Source organism: Caballeronia sp. A2-2 (assembly GCF_057612605.2).
Map to the genome: position 1 here is coordinate 2,308,184 of NZ_CM172587.1, position 13,979 is coordinate 2,322,162.

A 13,979-nucleotide genomic window follows, 5' to 3' on the forward strand; every position below is an offset into this window, starting at 1 on the left:
TGGCTTCAAAAAATGGCTAGACGGTTTAAAGGGAGCCAAAGGAAACCCCGAATGGGACAGATGGGATCGGGAAATCATAGCGCAGTCAACGAATACAATTACCATCTCTCAGATACGCCAGAGTACGTGCGTCTGGACTGGCGTTTTGTCAAAGCAATGGCATGGGTAGAAACAGGTGCGGCCAACCCTCAATGGCATACCCGTCCTCTTCAAATCGGTGTACCGGGTGATCCAGGCTTGTCCTCTTTTCTTAATGGACAGGAAGGAGGCAACTTAATCACGCCTATAAATTTACGAAACCACCTGTCTTTGTCTTCGTGCAAGAACATTCCGGCGCACAACATCCGAGCAGGAATCGGATATTTGCTGATGCGCATGGCGAGATTTGACGTTCAGACCGTGCTGGATACTGATAAGAAGGAATACACCGTCACAGTCAAACCGGGCGACAGTCTCGATAAGATTGCGAAAAATCAGGGAACCACACTCGAGCTTTTGAAGATCATGAATCCGGGAAGCTCCGCACTTCGCCCGGGGGAGATAGTGAGATACAAGAAAGCATCTCTTCAAAAAATCATCGTCGGGTGGCGGACTATTTCGACGAGCGCAGCCGCTCGTTTGTATAACGGTAATCGTGATGCCAACTATGCAGCCAAGCTTGATTACGCTTTGAAAATCATTAGAGACTCCCGATAAACACCAATGCGCAAGCTTATCCATGTGACGATCACGTTGACCGCATTCACTGCGTCGTCGGGAACGCTGGCAGCACCCGCTGGCCCCGTTCAGGGCGAACGCATATTGCGTGCAGAATGCAGTGCCTATTCGGAAGCAGGCATGAATGAATGCTTGAAGAAAGTTGCCTCGACAAGTCAAAGAAACCTGACACGCGCTGAAGCCAGAGCACTCGCTTCCATTACGAAGTGGGACGAAGAGAACGAGTATATCGAGCGAGCGCGCAACGCCCTCATCAAATCGAACGAGACCTTCGCGCGTTATCGAGGCACGGAATGCGCGTTTGCGGCGTCGTTGAGTGGTGGCGCAATTCCGTTAGCGCCTGATCCGCGCGATCTTGCGTGCCAAGCCGAACTGAACAATATACGCGCAGCGCAGTTGACCGACTTTATTTCGGATATGCCTCTCAAATGAATCAAAAAAACCGGCTCTCGCGAGCCGGTTTTTTTACATCACGTCGGCCGTCCGCCTTCCTCATCCTGCGTGAAAATATCCCAACACGCCATGAACAGCGCCGCCACCAACGGCCCAATCACAAAGCCGTTAATCCCGAACAACCCCATTCCGCCGAGCGTGGAAATCAGCACGACCCAGTCCGGCATCTTCGTATCCTTGCCGACCAGAATCGGGCGCAGCACGTTATCCACCAGCCCGATCACTACCACGCAAAACCCGACCAGAATCAAGCCTTTCCAGATCGCGCCGGTCATGAAAAAGTAAAGCGCGGCAGGCGCCCAGATAATCGCCGCGCCAACCGCTGGCAAGAGCGAAAGAAACGCCATCAACACGCCCCACAACAGCGACCCGTTGATGCCGAGAATCCAGAAAATCAGCCCGCCGAGAAAGCCCTGAACCGCCGCCACGGCGATATTCCCTTTCACAGTCGCCCGCACCACCGTCGTGAACTTGGCGATCAAATGCTGCTTCGGCTCCGGGTCCAAAGGCACCGCGCGGCGGATGCGCCGACCAATTTCGCCACCATCGCGCAAAAGAAAGAACACGAGGTACAGCATGATGCCGAAGCTAATCACGAACTGGAACGTGTTCTGACCGATGGAAAGCGCCTGCGCCGCGGCAAACTGGCTGATCTGCGCCGCGCCATCCATGAGTTTGTGCTGAATGCCTGCGATGTCATCCAGCCCGAAACGCCCGAGCAGTTGCTGCACGGATGTCGGCAAGGCCTGCAAAATGTGCTGGAAATACAGCCCGAAATTCCATTGACCGCTCTTGATCTGCGCATACGCGAAGGCGATTTCCTGCACCAGCGTGACCGCGACGATCGCCAGCGGAATAATCACGATGAGGATGGCCGCCGCCAGCGTCGTCAACGCGGCGAGATTGCGGCGCTTGCCGAAACGCGCGGCGAGATAACGCTGCATCGGCTGAAACAGGATGGCGAGAATGGCGCCCCAGAAGATCGCGCCGAAGAAGGGCAGCAGCACCCACCCCAGCGAAATCGTCACGACGAACAGCAGGAGATGGAAGAAGCTCTGGTGAACCGTGGACTGATCTTTCATAGAAAACCGAAGTGAAGGAAAAGGCGCCATGAAACCCGGCGGGCCATCCTAGCACGCGCCATTCCGCAGTCCTTTCGAGCGTCGAATACGAGAAGCGTTCGATTCGCGCTGGAGGAATAGGCATGAGGTCGCTAAAATCCGGCTTCCATTCCTTGCGATTGCCTTCCGGCTTGTTGTCTGCGGCCACCGGCATGCGCGCACCTTGGCACACAATGAATCCAGGCGTCGTCTACGCATTCGCGGCCTTTGCACTCTGGGGCCTGTTTCCGATTTACTTCAAGGCGCTGCATTCGATCGGCGCGGTCGAGATGCTCGCGCATCGCATGGCGTGGTCGATGGCGTTTCTGCTGATCGTGCTGACGGTGCTGCGCCGCTGGCAATGGCTCGGGCCAGTGCTGCGCGATCGTCGACTGCTCGCGCGCTTCGCGGCCAGCGCGGTGTTGTTATCGACGAACTGGGGGCTTTATATCTGGGCGGTGAACGCGGGGCATATCGTCGAGGCGAGTTTGGGGTACTTCATCAATCCGCTCGTCAATGTGCTGTTCGGCATGGCGTTTCTGCATGAGCGGTTAAGGCCCGTGCAGTGGATCGCGGTGACGGTCGCCGCATCGGGCGTGGTCTGGCTGACGTGGGTGAATGGCGCGCCGCCGTGGATCAGCTTCGCGCTTGCGCTCACGTTCGGCGGCTATGGCCTGCTGCGCAAGACGGCGACGCTCGGCGCGCTCGAAGGGCTGACGCTCGAAACCATCCTTCTGTGTCCGGTCGCGCTGCTCTACTTGTACTTCCTGCATTTGCACGGCGGCAGCGGTTTTGCGCATGCATCGGTCGGGCTGAAGCTGCTGCTGGCCGCGGCCGGGCCCGTGACCGCCGTTCCCTTGCTGCTGTTCGCGGCGGGCGCGCGGCGCATCCCACTGTCGATGCTCGGGCTGATCCAGTACATCACGCCGTCGCTGCAATTGCTGATCGGCGTCGCGATCTATCACGAGTTCTTCGGCCACGATCAACTGATCGGCTACGGCGCGATCTGGGCTGCGCTCGCGCTGTATTCGCTCGAAGGGATTTTTCGGGCGCGGGCGATGCGCGTCTGACATCCGTTCGCGCACGCCCTTGCGTGACGTAGATCAGCGCGGCGCGTCGCCCCAGCGATATTCATGCGTGGCGTCGTCGAGCTTCGCTTTCGTCGCCGGGTCGATCGGCAAGTCCACGGCGGCGAGCGTTTCATCGAGTTGATTCGGCCGGCTCGCGCCGATGATCGCCGATGTCACCGCCGGATGCGACAACACCCACGCCAACGCCGTGCTCGCGAGCGACCGCCCGGTCGGCTTGACGATCCGATTGATCTCTTCGATGGTATGAAACTCGCGCTCGTGCCAATAGCGCTTCGTGTACATCTCGCCAGCTTTGCCGACTGCGCCCGTGAAGCGGCCTTCGGTGGGCGTCGCGCCGTAACTGTGCTTGCCGGTCAGCAAGCCGCCCGCGAGCGGGTTGTACGGAATCACCGCGAGACCTTCTTCCTCGGCAAGCGGCAACAACTCGCGTTCGATCTGACGAAACAGCAGGTTATAGCGCGGCTGCAAGGACACGAAGCGGGCCGTATGCAGCACATCCGCGCGGCCTAGCGCACGCGCCAGCCGATACGACAAAAAATTCGACACACCGATATACCGCGCCCGCCCGCTGCGCACGATGATATCGAGCGCTTCGAGCGTCTCGTCGATGGGCGTGGTCGGGTCGTCGTTATGTAGCTGATAGAGATCGACGTAATCGGTATTGAGGCGCTTGAGCGAGGCATCGATGGCATCGAGCAGATGCTTTCTCGAATTGCCCTTGTTCCAGGCAAGCGGTCCCATCTCATGCGACGCTTTCGTCGCGAGAATATAACGATCGCGTTTGCCCTTGAGCCATCGTCCGACAATTTCCTCGGTGCGGCCCACTTGTTCATGGCCGCTTCCGAGCGGATAGACATTCGCCGTATCGAAGAAATTGACGCCCGCATCGGCGGCCTTGTCCATGATGCTGCGCGACACATCTTCTTCGGTCTGCAAACCGAAGGTCATCGTGCCGAGCGTGAGGCGTGAAACGGTGAGGCCGGTGCGGCCGAATTGACGGTATTGCACGGTATGCGCTCCAGTGTGAGGGAAGGCCAAAGTCGGACAGCATAGACCGAATGAATTCGGCATGCTGTGACGCGTTTCACAATCCTGTGCGCCAGACGTGTGAGCAAAAACTCGACGTGCCTGAAGTCTTTAGCGTGCGGCGGCAGGCGTCGCATTGCGCGGCGCGCGATCGAGACGGCGGAACACGGTGCCCGAAAGCAGTGTGACCACCCCCATGCAGATGAAGCTGAGCCGGAAGCCAATCGAAGCCGAACCGAACTCGCCCTGAAACACCTGCACGAGCGATCCACCGATCGACACGCCCAAACCAATGGCCAGCATCTGCACCATGGAAAAGAGGCTGTTGCCGCTGCCTGCGTCCTTGATGGAAAGTCCTTTGAGCGTGACGCTGTTCATCGCCGCGAACTGCATGGAATTGCACGCGCCGAATAGCGCGAGAATCGCGATTTCAAGCACGAGCGGAAACGATGACGAAAACAACGCGAAGCCGACGATCGACGCGCCCACGAGCATCGTATTGACAAGCAGGAAGTTGTCGTAACCGTGGCGTTTGACGAGGCCCGCGATCCAGCGCTTGGAGAGCGTGCCCGCGAGCGCGATGGGCAGCATCATCAGGCCGGAATGCAATGGTGTGTAGCCGAGTTCGAGTTGCATCAAAAGCGGCAGCAGGAACGGCACCGAACTGGAACCGATGCGGCACACGAGATTGCCGATCAGCCCGACGCTGAAGTTGCGCTCACGAAAGAGCGTGAGTTCGAACAGCGGATCGCGCTTGCGCCGCGCATACGGGATATACGCGAAAGCCGCGAGCGCCGCGATCACGAACAACACCGCCGACACCGCGCCGCGATGCGTCTGCACCGGCGAATCCAGCGCCAGCGAAAACGACACCATGCACAGCGACAGCAAACCGCAGCCGATGAAGTCGAACGGCGGGGCATCGTGGCTGGCGTCGTTGGGAAGGAAGCGCCGCGCCGCGTACATGCCGATTGCGCCGATGGGCACATTGATCAGAAAGATCCAGTGCCACGAGAACGATTCGACGAACCAGCCGCCGAGCGTCGGTCCGAGAATGGGGCCGACTTGTCCGGCGACGGAGATCATCGCGAGTGCGGAAACGTAGGCTTCGCCGGTAATCGAACGCAGCACCGCGAGCCGTCCGATGGGCAGCAGCATCGATCCGCCGATGCCTTGCAGCACGCGCGCGAAGACCAGTTGATTGAGCGTGTGCGCGCTCGCGCAGGCCAGCGACCCGACCACGAACAACGCGATGGACACGAAATACACGCGTCGCGTGCCGAAGCGGTCCGCGAGCCAGCCCGAGGCGGGCGTGAGTAACGCCATCGTGAGCGTGTAGGCGACAACGATGGATTGCATCGCGAGCGGCGCGGCGTGCAGATCGCGCGCGATGGAAGGCAGCGCCGTGTTCACGATGGTCGTGTCGAGCGCCTGCATGAAAAAGCCCACGGCGACGATCCAGAGAAGCGCCGTGTGCGGGGACTGTCGGTTCATGGTGAGCAGAGGTGAAGCCAAAAACCGCTTTATCGCGGATTCATGAAAGTTTATTGAATTTCGGGGTAATCGGGAAGACCGCTCACCACATTGACTGTCATCGCCATTGCCGATCACAATGGCGACATGCTCAATCCAGTCTGGCTGAAAACGTTCGTGACGGTGGCCACGTCGCACAGTTTCACGGATGCCGGTCGGCAACTCGGCCTGCGTCAGTCGAGCGTTTCCGAGCATATCCGGCGTCTGGAGGAGAGCGTCGGGCGGCGGCTTTTCGTGCGCGATACCCATTCGCTCGCCCTCACCGCCGACGGCGAAGCCATGCTGATGCACGCCCGCGTCATTCTGGATGCCATGACGCACGCGCAATCGCATTTCAGTTCGCCGCGTCTGCGCGGGCGCGTGAAGCTCGGTTCGTCCGACGATCTCGCGCTCGGGCCACTGCCGAGCGTGCTCGCGGCGTTCCGGGACACGCATCCCGATGTGGAACTGGAAATCACCATCGGCATGACGGGCACGCTGTATCAACTTGTCGATGCGGGCGAACTCGATCTCGCCGTCGGCAAACGGCGTCTCGGCGATGCGCGCGGCACGCGCCTGTTCAGCGGCCGGCTGGAATGGCTGGCGAAGGAGGGCACCGTGGTCGACATGAGCGCGCCGCTGCCGCTGATTCTCGTCGCGGAGCCGAGCGTCACGCGCGCCGTCGTGCTCGATGCGCTTGTGATGGCGGGTGCCAGTTGGCAGATGGTTTGCACCAGCAGCAGCCATGCGGGATGCATCGCAGCGGCGCGCGGCGGGCTGGGACTGACCGTTCGTTCGGATTTTCTGGCGGGGCGCGGGCTGGCGCCGCCGATCAATCGCGCGGAGTTGCCGCAGTTGCCCGAGGTGGAGTTCATCGCGTTCGGCGCGAAGCATCTGAGCCGTCCGGCGGAAACGCTGCTTCAGCTTTTGCAGAACAGCGACCTGCGCGGCACATGGGACGGCGAATAAATCTCGGGGGCTGGCGCGCGACGTGCAACGTCAATGCAACTTGCCGGAGGGCCGGTTGTGTCGCTGCAACGTCCGGACACTCCGAATGGCTATCAGTGATCGCTTCTTATATATTGGGCGGCGTTTGAAGCATCCACTCCACAATACGTCTTACGGCTCAGTCGTGTCCTGCATTCGCCGGTTTTCTTTCATCGCGTTCATTCGGCTCGGCCTCGTCGGGTTCGGCGCCATGCTGCTGACCATGACGATGCCGTTTTCAAGCGCGCACGCCGCGTCCTACGTCACGAAGCATTGCGAGGATCTCGCGGGCAAGACCGTGCCGTCATCGGTGATCGGCTTGCCGACGCGCGGAGCGACCATCGTCAGCGCGGCGGTGGTGAAGGCGGCTGCGGCGGCGAACCGCAACGGCGAGTATTGCCGCATCACGGGCTTCATCAAGGCTTTGCAGGACACCACGCCGGATATTCGCTTCGAAGTGAATCTGCCGAGCCGATGGAACGGCCGCGCCTTGCAGATGGGCGGCGGTGGGTACAACGGCACCATCGTCAGCGGCACCGAGCCGATGTCCTTCGCGCCCGATTCCACGCCGCTCGCGCGCGGCTACGCGACCTTCGGCTCGGATTCGGGCCACGTCGGCAACGCAGGCCGCGCGGACTTCGCCATCAACGATGAAGCCATCGTCAACTTCGGCTTCGCGCATCTCAAGAAAACACGGGACGTGGCGCTCGCGCTCATACAAATGGGTTACGGCCGCACGCCGGAAAAAACCTACTTCGCGGGCGGATCGACAGGCGGACGCGAGGGCTTTACCGTCATCGAGCGCTTTCCGAACGATTACGACGGCGTGATCGCCAACGCACCCGCGATCAACTTCTCCGGCGTGCGTCTGGTCGGCGTGCTGGTCGGACAGGCGTCGTACACGAAGCCGGGCGGCTTCGTCGGACTGGCGCAGCAGCGGCGCGTGTTCGAAACGGTCATGCACGAATGCGACAAGCTCGACGGCGCGGCGGACGGCATCGTGAGCAATGTGGAGGCGTGCAGGAAGCTGGAGCCGCAGATCATCGCGTCGCTGCGTTGCTCCAACGGACAGCGGCCATCGCTGCGCGACAGTTGTCTGTCGGATGCGCAGATCGACACGCTCGAAATCCTGCGCGACGGTCTGAAGCTCAAATATCCGCTCGCCTACGACTTCGACAATTACCCCGGCTACAACGTGTTTCAGGGCGTGGACTTCACGAGCACGCTCGGTCTGGGCGATTCCCCCACGCTCGTCGATCCCCCGAGCTTCGCCGCCAACGGCTATCTCTTCGCCCAAGGCGATGCCTATATCCGCCACTTCGTCACGCGCGACCTGAGCTACAACGCGCTGCAATTCAATCTGGACGATCCGGGCAACTTCAAGCAACGGCTCATCACGCTCGCCTACACGGTCGGCGCGATGAACCCGGATTTCTCCGCGTTCATCGCGCACGGCGGCAAGCTGATCGCCATGCATGGTCTGGCCGATGAAGTCATCAGCCCGAATCAGACCATCGCGTTCTATAACGATCTCATCGAACGCTATGGACAGGAGAAGGTCGATTCCTTCATGCGCCTGTACATGGTGCCGGGCTTTCAGCATGGCAACGGCGTGTTCCAGCCCGCCTGGGACGAACTCGGCGCGCTCGACGACTGGGTGACCAACGATGTCGCGCCGGAAACGCTCATCGGCAGCGATATCGCGCCCGCCACCAACGGACGCACCCGGCCGATGTGTCGTTATCCGAACTATCCGCGATACATGGGCAAGGGCAGTCTGAATGTCGCGGCGAGTTTTCACTGCGTCGCGCCTTGAGCGTGCTCCGCGCTTTAAGTGCTAGACGAGATTCGCGATGCGCGGCCTCAGCATGAACCAGCGCGAAAGCCATCCGCGCGCGCCCGCACGATACGACGTCAGCGATACCTCGACGGCCCGTTCGCTCTCCGACGATAACCACACGCGCTCGCCGCGCGACAAGCGCACGACATCGCCGGGCTTCAGCCAGTAGTCGTACGGATCGAGATGCCGCGTGAGCCACACGGATGCATCTTCCACGCGCAATTCCACGTCATGCGGCAAACGCCAGCTCACGGTCTGACGCGCCTGAACTTCGACATAAACCACCACGCGCGAACCGGGCGTGTCTTTCTCGGCCAGCCGAACCTCATCCATCTCGTTCTCCAGTGTGTGAGCCGAAGACGGAGGGCCGGGCACGCATCAAAACAAAAGGCCCCGTCTTGCGGCGGGGCCTTCGGAATCGATTTGCTTGCTTGTCTTGCTAACGCGCGCGCAGTTCCGATGACCCGCCAGAGATGGCGTTCACTCGGTTTTTAATCGCGGCGATGACGAAGAGAAGGGCGGCGTGCATGAATGAAGTATCGCGGGCGCGCGGGGCGGCTGTCAATATCGAGATAGCATCGAAACAAAGAAAAAGCCCGGATGCCTTGTTCGGGCGTCCGGGCTTGTTTCGGCCTGCCTATTACTTCTTTCGCGTTACATGCCCGTGTAACCCACCGGCACCGTCGTGTTGCTCTTGGCGACCGTCGCGTTGGTGGACACGACATACTGCGGCGATTCCGTGAGCTTGAGCGTCACCGCGCCGTTCGAGTACGAGACGCTGGAGACATTGCCCATCGAATCGATCAGTTGCACGGTGCCGCTGGTTCCCGGCGAATCCACGCTCAGGGTGTAGTTCACGCTGTACGTGGAGCTAAAGTTGCCGTTCGACGCCGGCCACACCGAATTGTTGTGCGTCCACAAAGCGGTGATGACCTTGCCGTTGCCGAGTTGCTGGAAACCGTAAGCGTAGACACCGGACGGCAGATTGTTGACCGGACCGAGCGTCGTGGTGCCGTCGAGCACGCGGGTCATCGTGGCGACTTGCATGGCAGCCGGTTTCGGTGCGATGTTGGTCGTGCCGAACGCAGCCTGCGGATTGTCCAGATCGAAGAACGTGCCGTAGCCCACTTCGCCGGGGAAGTCGGGACCGAAGAACACGTAGGTCTGATCCGCGCCTTCACCCAGCAAGATGATGTGCGCACGCGCCACGACCGCGCCCTGTGCGTACAGAATGTTCGTCGAAGGATAGTTCGGACCGTAGCTCGAACCGAGGTCGTAGCTGATGCCCGTTTCCGTCACGAACAACTTCATGTTCGGCTTGTATTCTTTCTGCATTTCCGCGCGCAGCAGGCGCATTTCGTTGTTCAGCGCGTTGGCGGCATCGGCGGGATCGGAAGCCGTGGCAAGGCGCTCCGGCGGATGCGAGGGCGAGGTGCCTGCATCGTAATAACCGTGCGTGGCGACGGCATCGATGTAATTCTTGAAGCCGAGCGGCGCGAGCGCTTGCAGGCGGCTCGTGGTGAGCGACGGGAACGGCTCGGTCGGGCCCATCACGACTGCGTGCGGATCGGTGGAATGCAGACCGTTGTACGTCTTTTGATACAGCGCCACCAGATTCTTGTCGCTGTCCTTCCACAGGGAGATCGGTTCCCACGTGACCTGATAATAGTTTGCGGACATCGTCGGGAAATACTTCTGGCGAATCGATTCCGTTTCCTGACCGACGCGCGCCGCGTAATTGGCGTAGTAGGTCAGATCGTTCGGAATGTAGCCGTAATCAGGGCTCAGACCGTGCATGCTGGACCAGCCGGGCAGGCCGTCGAGGCGGACCAGACGCATCACCTTGCCGGAGGTGTAGAACGGGTCGAGATTGTTGGCGTTCGGGTTGAAGGTATAACGGCCGTTCGGTTCCATCACGGCTTCGTTGCGATCGTCGATGGTCGACGTGATGTTCAGCGCACTGAGCAGCGGGCCGTTATCGTTGAAACCTTGCATGCCGAAGCGGTGCTGTTCCTGCTTCGCGTAGGTCACGGCGGGGATCGTGCTGGCCAGATTCGGGATCACGCCGAAGCTCGCGAAGCCGTTCGGGCGCGTGCCGGAAGTCTGAACCTGACCGCCCGCGTTGGCGAGCGTCGCGGAAACCTGAAAGTAGCCCGCCAGCGTGGACGAGCAGGTGAGGGTGCTGGTGGTCGCGGCGGCAGGCACGGCAAAGCTGCCGCTTGCAGCCGTGTTGCCGACTGCATCGGAAATAGTCCACTTGAGCGTGTCGGCGCTGCCGGGACGCGTGGTGATCGCCACCTGGAATTTGCTCGATGTCGCGAACATGCGCGAGCCGTCCGAATTCGGGGTATCGGCGGTGATGAGCCCGCCGCCGCCCGATGCGGACGATGCCGCCGGTCCCGAGCACGAGAGCTTCAGGGATGCGGCGGCCTTGGCGACGGCTTGCTGCGTGGCATCGGAGGAAGCCGGCGTCGCGGAATTGGCCACGGATGCGGGCGAACTGCTGTCGTTGCCTCCGCCGCAGCCGGCGATAGCGAGAACGAGCGTCGAAAGGAGAAAGGGCGATTTTTTCATCGGTTCTTACGCGCAATGGCTGGGCGTCGCTCTGGACGCTCAGTGACGCCGGTTCGGGCATCTTGGGTTTAACGGCGGCTGGGGCGGCGGCAAGCCATCCGAGCATCGGGGCGAAGCCCGCGATGTTCGGCCAAAATCAACCGAAAACGTGGGCGCAAACGTTTGCTTCGTCACAAACACGACGAAGCCCGCTGCAACATGAGACCACTTGGGAACTCGAAACTGGCGGATAGATACTAGAACCAGTAACAATTACAGCGACTTTTCACAAGTCCGAGTATTTATTTCCTCGGGCTTCGGACGAATCCTACAAGCATTCAGTAGTAACTGTATGTAAAGAGACGCAACAATCTGTAACGTTAGACGATTTGCATTTGTCTTATGAAATCTCAGAACCGCGTCAGTATTGCCGTTGCGGGAATTACCGATTGTTTTGGATTGTTTCAAAAAATTTTCTATGGAGGACTCCGTGTCATACCTCTTATTAGTCGTGGAACCTGTCGAACAACGCGCTTCCCGGACACTCGAAGAAGGTCAGGAGGCGTATCGAAAAATGGGTGAATTTGCGGAAGGACTCAAGGCCCGCGGGCTTTTGCAGGCGGTCGAGTCGCTGACATCGCAGTCGGAAGGCAGTCGCGTTTCTCGCGTCACAGGCGATACACGAGTGGTGGATGGACCGTTTACTGAATCAAAGGAAATGATCGGCGGCTTCTTCCTGCTTGACGTCGAAACACATGCTCAGGCAGTCGAAATTGCCGCTCAATGTCCGGCTTCCGAGTGGTGCACGGTCGAGGTCCGTAAAATCGGCCCTTGTTATCTTTGACCGGGTATTTTCCCGAAGTCGGTAAATCCGTGTCTGTTTCGGCGATGCCCGTTCGTCGTTGAATTGAGCGACGATTTTGCTCACCCATAACAAGGAGACCCACGCGATGCACAAGCAGATCTACGTGAACCTGCCGGTCCGCGATCTCAAGCGCTCGATGACGTTTTTCAAAGCGCTCGGCTTGAGTTTCGATCCGGCCTATACCAACGATGACGCGGCGTGCCTCGTCATCGGCGAGAACATCTTCGCGATGCTGCTGGTCGAGACGTTCTTTCGGACCTTCACCGAAAAGCCGATCGTCGATGCGCACACCAACACGGAAGCGCTCGTGTGTCTGTCGTGCGAGAGCAGGGCGGAAGTGGACGATCTCGTCGCGCGTGCGGTGGCGGCGGGCGGCCGCGCGCCACGCTCGCCGCAGGATCACGGATTCATGTACGCACACGGTTTCGAGGATCTCGACGGTCATATCTGGGAACTCGTGCACATGAACGCGGAAGCGGCGTGACCGGGCGCGCTGAACCCGCCGCTTCGGCCGAAGCCGCTGCGCGCCGCGCGGTCGATGCCGTGTGGCGCATCGAATCGGCGAAGGTGATTGCGAGCGTGGCGCGCGTGGTCCGAGACGTTGCGCTCGCCGAAGAACTGGCGCAGGACGCTTTCGTCGCGGCGCTCGAGCATTGGGGCACGGCGGGCGTGCCGGAAAAGCCGGGAGCGTGGCTCATGACGACTGCGAAAAACAAGGCGCTCGACCGGCTGCGGCAACACGCGTTGCACGCGCGCAAGCAGGAAGAACTCGGCCGCGACATGGACGCGCAGGAGACGAACATCACCCCCGATTTCGTCGATGCACTCGCCGCCGCGAGCGAAGACGATATCGGCGATGACCTGCTTCGGCTCGTGTTCACCGCGTGCCATCCCGTGCTGTCCGTCGATGCCCGCGCCGCGCTCACTTTGCGCCTCATCGGCGGTTTGACGACGGACGAAATCGCGCGGGCGTTTCTCGTGCCGGAGCCGACCATCGCGCAGCGCATCGTGCGGGCGAAGCGCACGCTGTCGGCGGCGCACGTGCCGTTCGAAGTACCCGATGCACAGGCCCGCGCGACGCGGCTGGCATCGGTGCTGGAGGTCATCTATCTGATATTCAACGAGGGTTATTCGGCGACGGCCGGTGACGACTGGATGCGTCCGGCGCTTTGCGAAGACGCGTTGCGGGTCGGGCGCATTCTGGCCGAACTGATGCCTGCCGAGAGCGAGGTGCACGGGCTCGTCGCGTTGATGGAGATACAGGCATCGCGGACGAAGGCGCGGGTGGATCGCCAGGGCCGGCCGGTGCTGCTGCCGGATCAGGATCGCAGCCGCTGGGACCCTTTGCTGATTCGGCGCGGGCTGACGGCGCTTGCACGAGCTGAAGCGTTGGGCGGTGCGCTCGGCGTCTACGCATTGCAGGCCGCGCTCGCTGCGTGCCATGCGCGCGCGCCGAGCGCCGATCGAACCGACTGGCCGATGATCGTCACGCTCTACGACGCCTTGATGCAAGTGGCACCAACGCCCGTGGTCGAACTGAATCGCGCGGTCGCGGTGAGCATGGCGTCGGGTCCGCAGGCAGCGCTCGATATCGTCGATGCCCTGCGCGATGCGCCAGCGCTGCGTGCGTATCACTGGTTGCCGAGCGTGCGCGCGGATTTGCTGGCGAAGCTCGGACGGACTAAGGAAGCGCGTGTCGAGTTCGAACGGGCGGCTGCATTGACGAAGAATGTACGGGAGCAGGAGTTTCTGTTGGGGCGGGCTCGGGAGATGGGTTGATGCACTTCTAGTCGGCCGTTGCATTCATAAATTGACATAATGTTAAGGAGAACTGC

Annotated in this window: 13 protein-coding genes; 8 read left to right on the forward strand and 5 right to left on the reverse strand. The window is 60.7% G+C overall.

Annotated features, from left to right (window positions below; all coding sequences use genetic code 11):
- Positions 1-51: 51 nt before the first annotated feature.
- Both ACZCWR_RS10955 and ACZCWR_RS10960 read left to right on the forward strand, forming a co-directional pair.
- Entirely contained in the window at positions 52-696 is a 645-nt protein-coding gene (locus ACZCWR_RS10955; RefSeq protein WP_487300782.1) for a LysM peptidoglycan-binding domain-containing protein, read from the forward strand.
- A 6-nt stretch (positions 697-702) separates the two neighbouring features.
- Positions 703-1,149 carry a lysozyme inhibitor LprI family protein gene (locus ACZCWR_RS10960; protein ID WP_487300783.1) on the forward strand — a complete coding sequence of 149 codons (447 nt, stop codon included), beginning with the start codon at positions 703-705 and terminating at the stop codon, positions 1,147-1,149.
- Between the two features lie 38 nt (positions 1,150-1,187).
- Here ACZCWR_RS10960 and ACZCWR_RS10965 read toward each other — a convergent pair whose 3' ends face one another.
- Positions 1,188-2,252 carry an AI-2E family transporter gene (locus tag ACZCWR_RS10965; RefSeq protein ID WP_487300784.1) on the reverse strand — a complete coding sequence of 355 codons (1,065 nt, stop codon included), beginning with the start codon at positions 2,250-2,252 and terminating at the stop codon, positions 1,188-1,190.
- A gap of 212 nt (positions 2,253-2,464) precedes the next feature.
- On the opposite strand from ACZCWR_RS10965, the gene rarD reads away from it, so the two are divergent.
- Complete coding sequence (gene rarD, locus ACZCWR_RS10970; RefSeq protein WP_487300785.1) at positions 2,465-3,340, forward strand: EamA family transporter RarD; 876 nt, start codon at positions 2,465-2,467, stop codon at positions 3,338-3,340.
- 33 nt (positions 3,341-3,373) lie between these two features.
- Here the strand turns inward: rarD and ACZCWR_RS10975 are convergent, their stop codons facing one another.
- Both ACZCWR_RS10975 and ACZCWR_RS10980 read right to left on the reverse strand, forming a co-directional pair.
- Complete coding sequence (locus ACZCWR_RS10975) at positions 3,374-4,369, reverse strand: aldo/keto reductase (RefSeq protein WP_487300786.1); 996 nt, start codon at positions 4,367-4,369, stop codon at positions 3,374-3,376.
- A 129-nt stretch (positions 4,370-4,498) separates the two neighbouring features.
- Entirely contained in the window at positions 4,499-6,115 is a 1,617-nt protein-coding gene (locus tag ACZCWR_RS10980) for a DHA2 family efflux MFS transporter permease subunit (protein ID WP_487300787.1), read from the reverse strand.
- Between ACZCWR_RS10980 and ACZCWR_RS10985 the strand changes: the two genes are divergently transcribed.
- Both ACZCWR_RS10985 and ACZCWR_RS10990 read left to right on the forward strand, forming a co-directional pair.
- Positions 6,008-6,868, forward strand: a complete 861-nt coding sequence (locus tag ACZCWR_RS10985; RefSeq protein WP_487300788.1) for a LysR family transcriptional regulator — start codon at positions 6,008-6,010, stop codon at positions 6,866-6,868. The two genes, ACZCWR_RS10980 and ACZCWR_RS10985, sit on opposite strands and share 108 nt — an antisense overlap.
- A gap of 241 nt (positions 6,869-7,109) precedes the next feature.
- On the forward strand, positions 7,110-8,702 hold the full coding sequence (locus ACZCWR_RS10990; RefSeq protein ID WP_487303308.1) for a tannase/feruloyl esterase family alpha/beta hydrolase: 1,593 nt from the start codon (positions 7,110-7,112) through the stop codon (positions 8,700-8,702).
- Between the two features lie 21 nt (positions 8,703-8,723).
- On the opposite strand, the gene ACZCWR_RS10995 is transcribed toward ACZCWR_RS10990, so the two are convergent.
- Positions 8,724-9,059 carry a DUF2917 domain-containing protein gene (locus tag ACZCWR_RS10995; RefSeq protein WP_487300789.1) on the reverse strand — a complete coding sequence of 112 codons (336 nt, stop codon included), beginning with the start codon at positions 9,057-9,059 and terminating at the stop codon, positions 8,724-8,726.
- Positions 9,060-9,380: 321 nt separating this feature from the next.
- Positions 9,381-11,300 carry a hypothetical protein gene (locus ACZCWR_RS11000; RefSeq protein ID WP_487300790.1) on the reverse strand — a complete coding sequence of 640 codons (1,920 nt, stop codon included), beginning with the start codon at positions 11,298-11,300 and terminating at the stop codon, positions 9,381-9,383.
- 469 nt (positions 11,301-11,769) lie between these two features.
- Between ACZCWR_RS11000 and ACZCWR_RS11005 the strand changes: the two genes are divergently transcribed.
- The 3 genes from ACZCWR_RS11005 to ACZCWR_RS11015 all read left to right on the forward strand — a co-directional run bounded on the left by ACZCWR_RS11005 (position 11,770) and on the right by ACZCWR_RS11015 (position 13,923).
- Positions 11,770-12,123, forward strand: coding sequence for a YciI family protein (locus ACZCWR_RS11005; protein WP_487300791.1), 354 nt, complete (start codon positions 11,770-11,772; stop codon positions 12,121-12,123).
- A gap of 106 nt (positions 12,124-12,229) precedes the next feature.
- Positions 12,230-12,628 carry a VOC family protein gene (locus ACZCWR_RS11010; RefSeq protein WP_487300792.1) on the forward strand — a complete coding sequence of 133 codons (399 nt, stop codon included), beginning with the start codon at positions 12,230-12,232 and terminating at the stop codon, positions 12,626-12,628.
- Complete coding sequence (locus tag ACZCWR_RS11015) at positions 12,625-13,923, forward strand: RNA polymerase sigma factor (protein ID WP_487300793.1); 1,299 nt, start codon at positions 12,625-12,627, stop codon at positions 13,921-13,923. The genes ACZCWR_RS11010 and ACZCWR_RS11015 overlap by 4 nt, the downstream gene beginning before the upstream one ends.
- The last annotated feature ends 56 nt before the right edge of the window (positions 13,924-13,979 follow it).